The organism is Pedobacter sp. UYEF25, from assembly GCF_054061655.1.
In genome coordinates this window covers 1-14,868 of sequence record NZ_JBSSEL010000036.1, presented here as the reverse complement: position 1 = coordinate 14,868, position 14,868 = coordinate 1, and the positions used below count along the sequence as shown (strand labels likewise).

The 14,868-nt window shown below is 39.8% G+C and carries 9 protein-coding genes; 6 read left to right on the top strand and 3 right to left on the bottom strand.

All coding sequences use genetic code 11. From position 1 onward, the window contains the following. Window positions 1-734: 734 nt before the first annotated feature. Both ACVWYG_RS18850 and ACVWYG_RS18845 read right to left on the bottom strand, forming a co-directional pair. Complete coding sequence (locus ACVWYG_RS18850) at window positions 735-1,427, bottom strand: porin family protein (RefSeq protein WP_457272553.1); 693 nt, start codon at window positions 1,425-1,427, stop codon at window positions 735-737. A gap of 273 nt (window positions 1,428-1,700) precedes the next feature. Then, window positions 1,701-2,882 carry an asparagine synthetase B gene (locus ACVWYG_RS18845; RefSeq protein ID WP_457272551.1) on the bottom strand — a complete coding sequence of 394 codons (1,182 nt, stop codon included), beginning with the start codon at window positions 2,880-2,882 and terminating at the stop codon, window positions 1,701-1,703. Window positions 2,883-3,112: 230 nt separating this feature from the next. Here ACVWYG_RS18845 and ACVWYG_RS18840 point away from each other — a divergent pair, with 230 nt between their 5' ends. Next, window positions 3,113-3,571: a peptidylprolyl isomerase gene (locus ACVWYG_RS18840; protein WP_457272549.1), complete on the top strand. Its 459-nt coding sequence runs from the start codon at window positions 3,113-3,115 to the stop codon at window positions 3,569-3,571. A 92-nt stretch (window positions 3,572-3,663) separates the two neighbouring features. Next, entirely contained in the window at window positions 3,664-4,209 is a 546-nt protein-coding gene (locus ACVWYG_RS18835) for a DUF5606 family protein (RefSeq protein ID WP_457272547.1), read from the top strand. Between the two features lie 88 nt (window positions 4,210-4,297). Here the strand turns inward: ACVWYG_RS18835 and ACVWYG_RS18830 are convergent, their stop codons facing one another. Beyond that, window positions 4,298-4,423 (bottom strand): hypothetical protein, encoded by a 126-nt coding sequence (locus ACVWYG_RS18830; protein WP_457272545.1) that lies wholly within the window; start codon window positions 4,421-4,423, stop codon window positions 4,298-4,300. A 955-nt stretch (window positions 4,424-5,378) separates the two neighbouring features. Here ACVWYG_RS18830 and ACVWYG_RS18825 point away from each other — a divergent pair. The 4 genes from ACVWYG_RS18825 (at window position 5,379) to fbp (ending at window position 14,531) form a co-directional block, all read left to right on the top strand. Further along, entirely contained in the window at window positions 5,379-9,281 is a 3,903-nt protein-coding gene (locus tag ACVWYG_RS18825; protein ID WP_457272544.1) for a response regulator, read from the top strand. A gap of 402 nt (window positions 9,282-9,683) precedes the next feature. Beyond that, window positions 9,684-11,222: a PAS domain-containing protein gene (locus ACVWYG_RS18820; protein WP_457272542.1), complete on the top strand. Its 1,539-nt coding sequence runs from the start codon at window positions 9,684-9,686 to the stop codon at window positions 11,220-11,222. Between the two features lie 488 nt (window positions 11,223-11,710). Beyond that, on the top strand, window positions 11,711-13,318 hold the full coding sequence (gene pckA / locus ACVWYG_RS18815) for a phosphoenolpyruvate carboxykinase (ATP) (protein WP_457272540.1): 1,608 nt from the start codon (window positions 11,711-11,713) through the stop codon (window positions 13,316-13,318). Window positions 13,319-13,496: 178 nt separating this feature from the next. Beyond that, window positions 13,497-14,531 carry a class 1 fructose-bisphosphatase gene (gene fbp / locus ACVWYG_RS18810; protein ID WP_457272538.1) on the top strand — a complete coding sequence of 345 codons (1,035 nt, stop codon included), beginning with the start codon at window positions 13,497-13,499 and terminating at the stop codon, window positions 14,529-14,531. Window positions 14,532-14,868: the final 337 nt, after the last annotated feature.

Genomic DNA, 14,868 nt, shown 5'->3' with positions numbered 1-14,868 from the left:
GGCCGTTAGAAGGCCCTGTTCCAAAGGAAATCTTTTGATCTTTCTTTAAAAAAAGGTAATATTAATCATAGGAGGATTTCCTCTGCAATCGCTAACCGAAATAGCCGAAATGAGAGGTGCGCTAACGATGGGAATGGCATCCTTTAATTGGCCTTTAAAAGCCAATTAAAGATACAATGGACAGCGTGTAAAAGCGCCAAAACAATGATCAATTTAGACTAAAGAAATTTTTAAACATTTGGGCGTTACCCTGAAGAGGGTCGCGCTTTCCGTTCCAATCTTTTTGTTCGTTCCTCACAAAAAGGATTTCCTCTGCAATCGCTAACGCGAGACATCCGCCTGCCAAGAGCGCTAACGATGGAAATGACATCCTTTAATTGGCCCTTAAAGCCAATTAAAGATACAATGGACAGCGTGTAAAAGCGCCCAACTAAATATCAAACTATTTGAAAACTAAAATATTTTAGGGTTTTTGGGCGTTCCCCTGAAGAGGGTCGCGCTTTACGTTCCAATCTTTTTGATCGTTACTCGCGAAAAGGACTTCCTCTGCAATCGCTAACCGAAACATCCGCCGGTCATCAACACTTTAAGATTACATTTGGTCTGTGGGAAGACGCGTGAGAAATTAAATACCCGTAATAGCAATACAAATTGATATCTCAAGCACGCACTTAGATAAAAAAAAGGCCGTTCTAGGAATAAATCTAAAACGGCCAAAGACTTTATTGGTTTTATTATAAAGAATACCCAATTGAAAGACCAATTACACGATTTCTAAGTTTATCGTCATTAGATCTAGCATCTTTTGGGACAAGGTTAGCCAATCCTAAACCATAGTTGGCTCCGATAGAAAGACCGGAATTTAACCGGTAGGCTAAACCAAAGTTTGCACCGTAATCAAGACTGCTCAAATCATCCGTGTTGCTACTTCCAAATTTTACATCGCTATTGTTGTAAGTGGTGCCGGCAAATGCGCTGTTTGTATAGGTTCCTGTGTATTTGTTTTTACCAGAAATGTTAAAACCAATGTAAGGACCTGCATTAATTTGTACAGCACCCGAAGTTCCGGTAGGGATTCTTAATACCGCGTTAATTGGAACTTCCACTGCCATTACATCTTGCTTAAATGTTCCAGTAACGGTTGTACCGCCTAGTGCACTAGAACTCTCGATCTTTGCTCCTTTATTCTGCAACGAAACACCTGGTTGAATGAAAAAGTTATTTCCTACGGCGAAATCTCCGAAGGCAGTTACATTGTAACCAACATTGTTCTTATAATCTAGATCTCTTGCACCTGTACCGCTGTAGCTAGACAGATTAACGCCTGCTTTCAAACCGAATCTTGCACTTGATCCACTCATGGTGCTTTGTGCAAATGCACCTGTTGTAACTAATAACGCTGCTGCACCGATTATCAATTTTCTCATGATATTGCTTTTTAAAATTAACTCATTAATGGGGAGTCGGTAAATTCCAACCCTCAATTGCGGCTCTGTTTTCAAAAGCCGTGCCAACATCATTGTTTAATCGAATTTATTAAGCTAATAATCTAATTTACAGGCAGTATACAAATTTTATTGGTTAAATAGTAGTCGTAATTTCTGCTGTAGAGCTTTACCCCAAATTGTAGTAAATAGCATTTTGGTTTCGACAATTATATGCGAAAAGGGGTTAGAAGTGTGGCAGATCAAAAAAACTGCTTAAGTTTTTTGCGGCTTTTTCTTGGCTGCAGGGAAAAGTACATTATTTAATATCAGCCTGTAACCGGGAGAATTTGGGTGGAGACTTAAATCTGTAGGTGGGTCGCCGATGGCATGTTGATAATCTTCGGGATCGTGGCCGCCATAAAAAGTAAACTGTCCTTTTCCGATTTCGCCGTGTAGATAACGCACTTCGTTTGCGCCTATGTTTTCGCCCAAAATGGTGATGCTCGGTTTAATTAAATCTTTTCTAAAAGCGGTTGTTTGACCCATAAATCCCTTAATTACTTTTTCATGGTTTTGGGTAAGCATGGTGGGTACTAGGTCCCATTTCGCAGAGAAATCAAACAGCGTAAAATAGTCGTCGGTTTCGGTTAGCGACCGTGTGTGGGTAACGTCCAGGTTAGAGAATTCATAATCGCCAGGGTTGGTGTTTAACTTAAAATCTTGAAAAGCTAGCGTTTTGCTAAAATCTAACTTCGACTGCGCATTTGGGTCTGCAGCGTCTCCATCAAACATTGCTGCACATATGTCGGTACCGTCGGCAGCAAGCGCAATATCGAAAGTGTCAGTGCCAGAACACATCGCAAACAAAAACCCGCCACCAACACAATATTCCTTTATGTGTTTTGCAACCGCCAATTTCATTTCAGAAACTTTTTTAAAACCCATTTTCTTAGCCAATGCTTCTTGGGTCTTCACATCATTTTGATACCAACTTGCATACTTGAATGAAGACCAAAAACGGCCATACTGACCTGTAAAATCTTCGTGATGCAGGTGTAACCAATCGTATTTGCTTAGTTTATCTTGTAGAATATCGTCGTCGTAGACAATGTCATAAGGTATCTCTGCATAAGTTAACACCAAAGTAACGGCATCATCCCAAGGCAATTTACTTTTAGGCGAATAGACAGCAATCTTTGGCGCTTTTTCGAGCTTCACCATTTCCATGTTTACGGAAGGGTCACTGATTTCATTAAGCAGATTCACAACTTTCCCATCTGGTAATATCTCGTAAGAAACGCCTCTTATTTTACATTCGTTTTCTATCTGCGCATTGTATTTAATCAGAAAGCTACCTCCTCTGTAATTTAGGAGCCAATCTACGTCGGCTTGTTTGGTAATGCTCCAATACGCAATTCCATAGGCTTTGAGGTCGTTTTTTTGATCCTCATCCATATAAATTAGAATAGATGAAGCCCTGACTGCCAAAGTACTTATCAAACAGCAAAAGAGAAGGAGGTATTTTTTTCGGAGGAACATGCGCTTAAAATACTAAATTACCATAATTTAACGGCTTGCTGAAATTTGTGGTATCGTTGTGTGATAAATTTTATTAATTTTGACAATTACACCAGCTTCACAAGTTTGAGAGGCACAGAATTTTTATTTTTTTAACCGCAGTAACAATGAGTAAAGCAATAATAAAGACCGATAAAGGCAACATGACCGTTGAATTTTTTGAACAAGACGCTCCGAACACCGTAGCAAATTTTAAAAAACTAGCTAAAGAAGGATTTTATGACGGTGTGAATTTCCACCGCGTAATTCCTAACTTTATGGTACAAACAGGTGATCCAAATACGAAAGATCCTTCTAAAGCGCATTTGGCTGGAACCGGTGGTCCGGGATATAAGATCGATTGTGAATTGGAGGGCGCAAATCAGCATCACGACAGAGGTGTCCTTTCTATGGCGCATTCTGGAAGAAATACTGGCGGATCACAATTTTTTATCTGCCACAGCAGAGAGAATACTGCTCACTTAGATAGAAACCATACTGTTTTTGGCAAAGTGGTAGACAATGTAGATTTAGTAGACGACGTACGCCAAGGCGATGTAATTAATAGCATAGAAATTATCGATTAAGGTTCGAAAAAGTTGCATTGCTTTCTTGAGAAGTACTCAAGCACTCAGAGCGCATCACAGAATCATTTAAACTCATATCTCAATATAAAAATATGAACCTAAGAGGAATAGTTGCCGTATCTGGCAAGCCCGGGTTGTTCAAATTGGTTGGACAAAATAAAGTTGGTTACATTTTGGAAAGCTTAGACGAACAAAAGGTTAAGTTTACAGCCAATATGGCAAATACCAAACTTGCATCTTTAGAAGACATTACCGTTTATGGTGAAGACGAAGAAATAAAACTGGTCGCTATTTTTACAAACATGGCTACAAAAGGTGATGCAGTTGATCCAAAAGGAGATGCGGTTGCGTTGAAAGCATATTTTGGCGAAGTTGCCCCTGGCTACGATCAAGAAAAGGTCTACGGATCTGACATGAAGAAAATTGTAACTTGGTACAACACCCTTAAAGATATGCCTTTGTTTACGGAGGAAGCGCTAAAAGACGAAGAAGATGCTCAATCAGACACCAAGTTGTCTGACGCTAAAGCAGATAAAAAACCTAAAGCGACAGCTGCTAAGTCGGCAAATGCAAAAGCGACAAACAGAACTTCTGCACCTGCAAAGAAAGCAAGTATGACGAGTAAGAAAGGCGTTTAAAATATCTAATTCACTTAAACGCTGCTACAAAATTTCTAAAAAACATGACCAGCATTTTGGTGATGTTTTTTTTGTTTTAAGGCGCCCGCTAAGCAAAAAAATACCAAAGTAAAGCAAAAATCAATACCGACACCAATACCGCAAGCCAATTGTATTTGCCATTGTTGTTGCGGCTTCTAAATTGATAGTTTCTCTTATAATTATCTAAAAACATAGTCTTTTATTTAAACGATGATTGTTAAACAGATTTTCCATAATTAATTAGACTAAAAGCCAAATCGCTTTCGAACCCCAATTTAAGTTTCCCAAACCGCTCATCGCTCTTTTAATTTGTATTTAATTGCAGAAAAAGCCAAAAGAATGATACCAGGCGTTGCTGAAAAACCCTTACATTAAACTGCCGTTGAAAATCACTAAAGCTTAAATATAGAAAAAATGTTTTAGTCGAATTTCGATCTCAGGTAAATTAGGTTTTAATGCATTTGATTTTTGTGCTACAGATTGTGCGTCTAATATCTTTTTTATAGAAATACCCAGGGTTAAGCCAAGCCAAAAAGAGAGCTGATGCTGGAATGGAGTGTGGGTGAAACAATTTTTAACTTACACTGAAGCAGCAGAATTGATTTAGTTATGCGCTGAAGTGGTCATTTGATAAATAAGTTTACGGCGATCCAAAACTAAACACATCAACACTGACCGATCAGCTGTTTTTTATAAATTTTTTATTTATTTTAGAACAAAAATTGACAATCAATATCAAAATGAAGCCGAAAGCTAAAATCTCGTGTATAGAAATTTACAGCCCATAAATTCGACTCTTTTCGATACTTCTGAAAGTAATAAAACTATTTATACACCAATAACTTATTTACACAACACAAATTTATTCTTTTATACATGAATGCCTTTTGAAGCAGTTTCAAGCCTTTTTTTTTGCGACAAATTTTAAATGGCTCAATGTTTAATTTCTTAACATAAATTTATGATAAACGTAAAATCACTTCGAGCCAATTGAATGGTCGATAGCAGAACCTGCATGGCGTGAACTCCTTTACTCCTTTTTGATGTTCAATAAATTAATTTTTTCGAAACAAATTAGCGCAAACTTATATTTAATTTGCACAATTATTTAATCTTAATTTTAACCCATACTTCCAGCTCAGCTGATCATGCAAGATTTAATCGTCCCAACAAATGAAATCTCCCGTCTAAAGGCATTGAAAAGCTATGGCATCGACCATTCACTTTCTGAGGCGGAGTATGATCGGATTACCAGTCTTGCATCTATCATCTGCGAAATGCCTATTTCGATCATTACGCTATTGGATGAGGACACGCAATGGTTCAAATCTAAAGTCGGCATTGATGGCGACCATACCTCTAGAGATGTGGCTTTCTGTAGATATACAATTATGGATTCTGCGTTTTTCGAAGTTAAAGACGCCGATAAAGATGTTCGTTTTTGCAGCAACCCGCTAGTGGTGGAAGCGCCGAATATAAAATATTATGGAGGCTATCCAATTACAGACGCCGATGGCCATGCACTTGGCTCTTTATGTGTAATTGATAAAAAGCCTAATGCACTGCGTGAAAATCAAAAGGAAGCCCTTCGAATGCTTAGCCTTGAGGTAATGAGCCTGATCAAAGCGAGGAGAATGAGGACCGAACTGCGCAACTTTGAAAAGCATTTTTTATTCTCAAACGATCTGTTGTGTGTTGTCGGTGCTGATGGCTTTTTTATAAAAGTTAATCCTGCTTTTGAACACCTACTTGGATGGAAAGAGGCAGATATGCTTGAGAAAAACATTTTTGATTTTGTTCATCCCCAAGATTTAAACAAAACCATAAAAGCGGTAGGGAAGCTTAAATCGGGTTATCCCGTTGCCAATTTCGAGCATCGTTTTCTTACAACTGCTGGAACATATAAAGTAATTCAATGGGTTGCGAGCCCCGAGCCCCTTACCGGCAATCTTTTTGCAACAGGTAGAGACGTAACCCTGCTTAAAGAAAGTCAAGCCAAGCTTTCAAAAAGTGAATCTTACATGAGGGCTTTATTTCAAAATTCTCGAGGGTTGCTGTGTACCCACGATCTGGTGGGTAATTTTAGTTCAGTGAATAAAGCCGGTGCTGATATGTTGGGCTATACCCAGCAAGAGCTTCAACAAATGAGCCTCTTTGACATTATTCCAGATAAGAAGCACGAAGCCCTTAGACTATATCTTGATCACATCGCTAAAGCCGGCCGTGGGACGGGCGAGATGCATGTACGAACAAAAGACGGTATATTTAGAACCCTGATGTTTAACAATGTCATAGAAAGCTATCCTGGCGAGCCCGATTATGTGTTAGGAAACGGCCTTGATGTTACTGAACGATTACTTATAGAACAGAAATTGGTACAGGTAACAGACCTCCTTCAACAAACAAATCAGCTTGCTGAAGTTGGGGGATGGCAGTTGAATTTTGAAGATAAAAGCCTACAATGGACTGAAGAAACCAGGCAAATCCATGAAGTTCCTGAAGATTTTCAGCCCTCTCTTGATCAAGGACTAAATTTCTATAACGATGGAGAATCTCGTGAGCTCATCGAACGTGCATTGGATAAATGCATCTCTACCGGCGAAGGGTGGGATTTAGAACTGCAAATTAAAACATTTAATGGCAAAGAAAAATGGGTAAAATGCATTGGAAAATCAATGTTCGAAGAGGGCGTATGCAAAAGATTGTATGGATCATTTCAAGACATTGACCAACGCAAGAAGATCGAGATTCTAGCCAAAAGAGCTTCAGGAATTCTTGCAGCATTTGCAGAACACGCACCTGCTGCAGTAGCCATGTTGGATAACGACATGAAATACATTGCGGTGAGCAACCGATGGGTAGAGGTTTATGACTTGAAAGATCGCGTGTTGATTGGAACTTCTTACTACGAGTGGTTTAAATTCATCGGTCAGGAAGGCAAAGACCGCCACCAGCGGATTTTGGCTGGATCGGTAGAAGTTAAAGAGCAAGACGTTATCCAGCTGCCGGGCAGAGCAGAACCGGTCGTTTTAAAATGGGAAATGCGTCCGTGGTATGAATCGCCTGGAAAGATTGGCGGCATGGTTATTTTTACGCAAGACATTACTTCGGCCGTAAAACAGACAGAGGAACTTAAAGTGGCAAAGGAAATTGCGGAACAGGCAAGTTTTGCAAAATCGGAGTTTGTATCCAATATGAGCCATGAAATTAGAACTCCGTTAAACGGAATTATTGGTTTCACAGATTTAGTACTAAAGACAGACCTCAGCGATTTACAATCGCAGTATTTAAAGATTGTACACCAATCTTCAAATGATCTTTTAAACATCATAAATGACATCTTAGATTTTTCTAAAATTGAGGCAGGCAAGCTTGAGCTGGACATTGAACGTTGTGATGTAATAGAACTATGTAGCCAAGCAACAGACATTATCAGTTTTCAGGTTCAACAAAAAGGAGTAGAATTATTACTAAATATTGGCCCTGATGTGCCTAGGTTTATCTGGGCTGATCCCGTTAGGCTAAAGCAGATTTTATACAACCTATTGAGTAATGCTGCAAAGTTTACGGAAAGTGGTGAAATTGAGCTTAGCGTTATGGTGTTTGAGCGGAAAGGAAATGATTCTTTGATTCGCTTTGCCGTACGAGACACTGGCATCGGCATCAATGAAGAAAAACTAAATAAAATTTTCAAAGCTTTTGAGCAAGAGGATTCCTCAACCAGCAAAAAATATGGAGGAACAGGCCTTGGTTTAGCCATAAGCAGTAAGTTGCTAGAAAAGATGGACAGCAAAATGGATGTGCACAGCAGCCAAGGCCGCGGCAGCGAATTTTCTTTCGAGATTCTTGCTCGCACAGAAAATGAGTATATAGATGTAGACAGCGACTTAAGTTGGGTAAAGGATATTTTAATTGTAGACGATAACGACAACAATAGAACAATTTTAAACGAGATGTTAACGGGTAAAGGCATAGTTTGTCATCAGGCGCGCAATGGAATGGAAGCCATTGCTTTGATGGGTTCTGGGGCTAAGTTTGATGCGATGATTATCGATTACCACATGCCCATTTATAATGGAATAGAGACTGTGGAAAAGATGCGCGAAAAATTTCCAGATTTCATGCAAGATTTTCCTATTTTACTGCTGCACAGTTCTTCGGAGGACTTAAAAATTCTTAATGCCCGCAAACAGTCACAAATAAATTGTAGCATTTCTAAACCTGTAAGAGCAGAAAATTTATACCGATCTTTGGCCTCGCTCAGAGATCAGGCGAAAGTCAGCAGTGCACGCATTTTGGCATCTCGAGCAAGCATTTCTGACAAAGCATTAAAAATTCTCGTAGCAGACGACAATCCTGTAAATATGCTCTTGGCAGTTACCTATATTGAAAGTGCTTTCCCAAATGCAGAAATTTTGCAGGCAAGTGACGGTCTTCAGGCATTAGAACTCGCTAAACTTAAAAAACCTGAGATCGTTTTAATGGACATTCAGATGCCAGAAATGAATGGTTATGATGCCGCTTCAGCCATCAGGCTTATAGAAGGGATGCATTCGGTACCGATCATAGCTTTAACCGCAGGCAATGTGAAGGATGAACGCGAGCAGTGTATCAAAGTCGGAATGAATGACTTCGTGCCTAAGCCGGTTTCAGAAGAATCCTTGCGAGAAGTACTTCGCAATTGGTTGCCAAAACAAGAAATTTCTTCAACATCTGTCGAAATTAAAGATATGCAGATGGAAGAACACATAGATAGGAGTATGTTAAATGGAATAGTAAAGGGAAATCAGTCGCTACTTGATACGATCATAATGATGACCAAACAGCAGCTGACGCAAGCGAAAACCTCATTAGCGCATAGCTATGCCAAACAAGATCTCTTGCTCATATCGCCAGCTGCGCATAAACTCTATGGAACAGCTTCTTCAGCAGGTTTGCCAAGACTCGCACAACTCGCCAGGTCGTTAGAACAAGCGACGGAATTTAAGTCCATAGATTCTATCTACACAGAGACAGATGCAGAAATAGCCATTTGCCTTTCTTTATTATAACAATCGATGTCTAAGATTTCGACGTTAACTAGCAGCTAATTGAATTAGGACTTGGCGTAGCTCTTAGAAATGGTTGCAAGACGAATGAATTTTTAACAGTGGTAGCGCTTAAAACTTAGCGGTCTAGAAAATCCTAAAACTGCTCTTTTTTCAATTCACATTTTATACCCTTTTCGGAGGGCAATGTGGAACTACTGCTTATTCGGCAGAAAAATCCCTGCTGTACTATTTATTTATAAACCTACGTATTCCCACGCCTACTAAAAGCAAATCCACAGGTGATTATTTATTAAACGGATATAAGAAATTAGCCGCCTAAGAATAAATCTTCCAACAATTTTAGTGAATGGGGGTTTATCTATCTAGCTTTATAATAAATTTCAGTTCACAAAGTTTTTTCTCTTGAAAAATTTTAACTCAACAAAATTCTCATTTTCAAACGATGGTTTGCAGATGGATCTTGAATTGATTAACCGCGCCTTAGACGTGAGCATATCTGGCGTGGTCATCACCGACAATCAGCAGCACGACAACCCTATTATTTATTGTAACAAGGCATTTGAAATGATGACAGGTTACAGTCGCGCAGAAATAATTGGACACAATTGCCGGTTTTTACAGTCGGAAGACAAAAGTCAAATTGCCATAGAAACTATGCGAAGTGCGATAAAGAATGGTGAATCATGTATGGTTGAAATCAGGAATTACACCAAAAATGGAATTCCTTTCTGGAATGAGCTCTATCTATCGGTCGTTAAAAATAATGAAAACGTCGTAACTCATTTTATTGGTGTTCAAAATGATATAAGCCAGCGTAAGTGCACTGAAATTGCGCTCTTACAGGGCCAACAAACTATAGAGGAAAAATCAATTGAACGCAGGCTCCTTGTTAGGGAAAGCCAGGAATACTTTAACAGTATTGTACAGACTGTTAGAGAGTCACTCATCGTGCTGGATAAAGACATTCATGTATTGAGTGTGAACGAACATTTCCTGAAAACATTCAAAGTTGCTAGGGCCGAAACAGAAGGAAAATACCTTTATGATCTTGGAAATGGTCGATGGAATATTTCAGGTTTGCGGATGCTTTTAGAAGAAATTCTGCCGACCAATAATGCTGTAGAAAATTTTGTAGTTGAACATGATTTTCCTCACATAGGAAAGAAATTAATGTTGGTAAACGCCCATCGGATTGAAATTGAGGGGAATTATAAAGACAGGATTCTTCTTGCGATTGAAGACGTGACAGAACGCACGGAAATAGAGCGCAGAAAAGACGACTTTTTAAGCGTTGCTAGTCATGAGCTAAAAACGCCGCTTACAACGGTGAAAGGCTATATGCAGATTATTCAGCGGATGGCTCCAGAAAATTCTTCTGAAAAATTTAAAAGCATGATCGCGAAAACTGATCTCTATGTAAACAGGCTAAATAACCTCATCAATGAGTTGTTGGATGTTTCTAAAATCCAAACGGGCAATTTAGCGCTTTATAAAAGTGTATCAAATTTTGATAAAATAATTGAAGAAGCTATAGAAGGAATGCGAGTTGCACACCCAAACCATCATATTTCCTTAAAAGGTGCTACCCAAGTGGCCCTAAATATGGATGAATCGCACGTCACACAAGTCATCAACAATCTGATTTCCAACGGCATTAAATATGCGCCCGACAGCAGCGAGATTCGGGTCGAAATATCCAGGGTAGGTAGTTTTGTAAAGACATCGATTACAGATTACGGAATGGGCATCTCGGTAGAAGATCAGAAAAAAATATTCGATCGGTTCTTCCGCGCATTAGACATTCAAAAAAATTTTCCCGGTATGGGCGTTGGCTTATACATTTGTGCAGAAATCATCAAAAATCATGGCGGAACCTTGTGGGTTGAAAGTGAACCAGGCGAAGGCTCAACCTTCAGCTTCACCCTTTCAATCGAAAATTAAGGACAACAAAATATTGGTTGGTGCAGAAGGCATGGCACTTTCCGCCTTCCAGAGTTCGATGTAAACCGATGCATTTAAGTTTACTGCCCCGCAAATCATTTTTACAAATTTGCTAACCTTTCAATGGCAATGGCATTTGGTTAAATAGCCAAGAATAAAACGCATTAACAGTACATTCTAATGGTTTTTATAAACATGTGCAGCGTCGTCTTCCTCCCAAATTTTATTAGAGCGATGATAGGCACACTAAAAAATAGATTCCTTGTCGACCACATTAATTTAACAGGCAGAACCTAGTCCGAGCAGCCTTCATCTTAAAAAAAATTAATCAAAATAATTTCTTAATTGAGTAGGTTGAAACATTTGATTATCAAATAGATAAACTTAGTGTAAGAGTTACAATAACCTGATTTTCAGTAAATTAAATTTCTTTAATGTGAAAATCTATTTCTAAGTTTGCGTCGAACTAACTATTAATCCTTTTTTTAATGAAAGAAAGCCAAACTCCGTTTGTCCGGCCCGTGCTGGACGATCTACAATTGGATCCGAAAAATTTTTATTATCAAACCCCGCCCGAAGATTTAGTTAAAATTGCCCTCAAAGAGCAAGAAGGCTTATTGACAGACAGCGGCGCTTTGTCGGTAGACACCGGAATGTTTACAGGAAGATCACCAAAAGACCGCTATATCGTTTCGGATGACATCACTAAAGCGCAAGTAAATTGGGGAGAAATTAACAAACCTTACGCGACAGAAAAATTCGACATCCTCTACACTAAGGTCTGTTTATACCTGAATAAAAAAACGCTTTATGTACGGGATGCTTTTCTCTGTGCAGAAAAGTCTTGCCAATTGAATTTGCGAGTAATTACTGAAACCGCTACGCAAAATCTTTTCGCACATCACATGTTCCTACGCCCAGAATTAAGCACTCCAAAAATCCCGCAAGAATGGACCTTGATAGCTGCACCTGGCTTTAAGGCAGATCCAACTACAGATGGCACCAGACAGCAGAACTTTACCATTATAAATTTTAGTAGGCGGGTGGTATTAATCGGTGGGACCGCCTATAATGGAGAGCTTAAAAAAGCCATGTTTAGTGTGCTTAACTTTCTACTTCCTTTTAAAGAAATTTTACCTATGCACTGTGCCGCAAACGTAGGAAAAGATGGCGCAAGTAGTGTGTTTTTTGGCTTGTCTGGAACGGGCAAAACGACCCTTTCTGCAGACCCAGAACGGTTTTTGGTGGGAGATGATGAACATGGATGGGGAGCAAATGGCCTTTTTAATTTCGAGGGTGGTTGCTATGCAAAAACCTATGGATTAAGCCCAGAAAAAGAACCACAAATATTTTCTGCCATTCGAAATTTGTCACTCCTAGAAAACGTCCCTTTTAAAAAAGGAACGCAACTCCCCGATTATCAAAGTAAAGTTAAAACAGAAAATGGCAGGGCTGCGTATCCTTTAAATTACATCCCAAAAGCAGTTATTCCTGCCGTTGCGGCAGCGCCTAAAGACGTGTTTTTTTTAAGCGCAGACGCCTTTGGGGTTTTGCCACCAATTTCTAAACTATCCTTAGCGCAGGCCATGTACTATTTTCTGTCGGGGTATACTTGTAAACTCGCAGGTACAGAATCGGGAATCGACGAACCACTCCCCACATTTTCTGCCTGTTTCGGAAGCGCTTTTTTACCTCTTTCACCGGTTACCTACGCCAATTTACTTGGAAAGAAATTGAAGGCCAGTCCCATAAATGTATGGCTGATCAACACGGGCTGGATGGGTGGAGATTGTAATGAAGGGAAGCGCATTCCCTTAGCCATTACCCGCAAAATTATTAAGGCAGCTATGAACGGAGATTTAGCACATGGCAATTATCGGAAACATGGTGTTTTTCAGTTAGAAATCCCAGAAAGTTGCCCTGGCGTACCCGCTGACATGTTATATCCTGCCAATCAGTGGGATGATAAGGAAGCTTACATGTATGCCGCGTACAAACTTTCAAGTCTTTTTGGCGCTAGTTTTCTTCAATACAGCGAAGCTGTAGGGAACGAAATAAACGCAGCCGGACCCGGTGTTTCAGCGTTGAAGTTCTAAACTCTAAAATACAAGAAATGCATAGCTACATAGCCTACGGCTCTTTAAAAACGACAAAAGTTGTGCGCTATTTCACTAAACTTAGGCCTAGCATCTGGGCAATGTGAACCAGTTAAAGTAAAACATCCGCATAACACTTTAATAAGCTGTAAAATTTTAAACCTCAAATAAACGCATTATGGTGCAAGCCAAAACTCTTGGACAATTTATTATAGAAAAACAGGCCGATTTTAAATATGCAAAAGGCGAATTGTCCCGTCTCTTGCGCGACATTGGCATCGCTGCAAAAATCGTAAATAGAGCGGTAAACAAGGCTGGTTTAATGGATATTTTGGGCAATGCAGCCGACACCAATGTTCAGGGAGAACGCCAACAAAAGCTAGATGTGTATGCCAACGAACAATTTCTTGCGGCCCTAACAAGCGGCGGAGAATTTTGCATCGTTGCCTCAGAGGAAAATGAACATTTCATTCCTATACATGCGGAAGTCTCTAAAGATGCCAAATACATTGTAGCCATAGATCCTTTAGATGGCTCTTCTAACATTGATGTAAACGTAGCTGTTGGAACCATTTTCTCTATTTACAGGCGAGTGTCCGTCGACGGACCCGCTACGTTATCCGACGTGTTGCAGTCGGGAAATGCCCAGGTTGCTGCAGGATATGTCATTTACGGCTCCTCAACGATGTTGGTGTACACCACCGGCAAAGGTGTTAATGGATTTACGCTGGATCCTTCCATCGGCGAATTTTGCCTTTCACATCCGGTTATGCGCATTCCTACAAACGGGCTAATTTATTCTATAAACGAGGGCAATTACATCAACTTTCCCACAGGTGTAAAAAAATACATCAAATACTGCCAAATGGCCGACGAGAAAACCAACCGCCCCTATACTTCAAGGTACATTGGTTCGATGGTGGCAGATATACACCGAAACCTAATTAAGGGTGGAATATTTATTTATCCCAGAACCGCTACTTCTCCGCAGGGGAAACTGCGCATGGTTTATGAGTGTAACCCAATGGCCTTTATTGTAGAACAAGCCGGTGGTTGCGCAACCAACGGGAAAGATCGGATATTAGACCTTCCAATTACAGACATTCATCAAAGGTCGCCTATATTTATTGGGTCGAGTAAAATGGTTGAAAAAGCAGTGCAATTTATGGCAGAGGCAGAACGTTTTCCTCAACCAGAGAGAGCGATCTGTTAAGCAAAAATGACGCTCAGAACATACTAGGTATTGTATGGGAACAAAACCTATTGATTCAAAAACCAGTCATGCGTTTGAGGAACCCGAAATCATCTTCAAGGCTGCGACGATTAACAAGTATTAAGGCGCTTTTACACGCTGTCCATTGTATCTTTAATTGGCTTTTAGAGGCCAATTAGGAGGATGCCATTCCCATCGTTAGCGCACCTCTCATTTCGGCTATTTCGGTTAGCGATTGCAGAGGAAATACTTTTTGCTCGTTCCTCGCAAAAAGATTGGAATGTAAAGCGCGACCCCCTTTAGGGGAACGCCCAAATTATATAAAAAATTTCTTTAG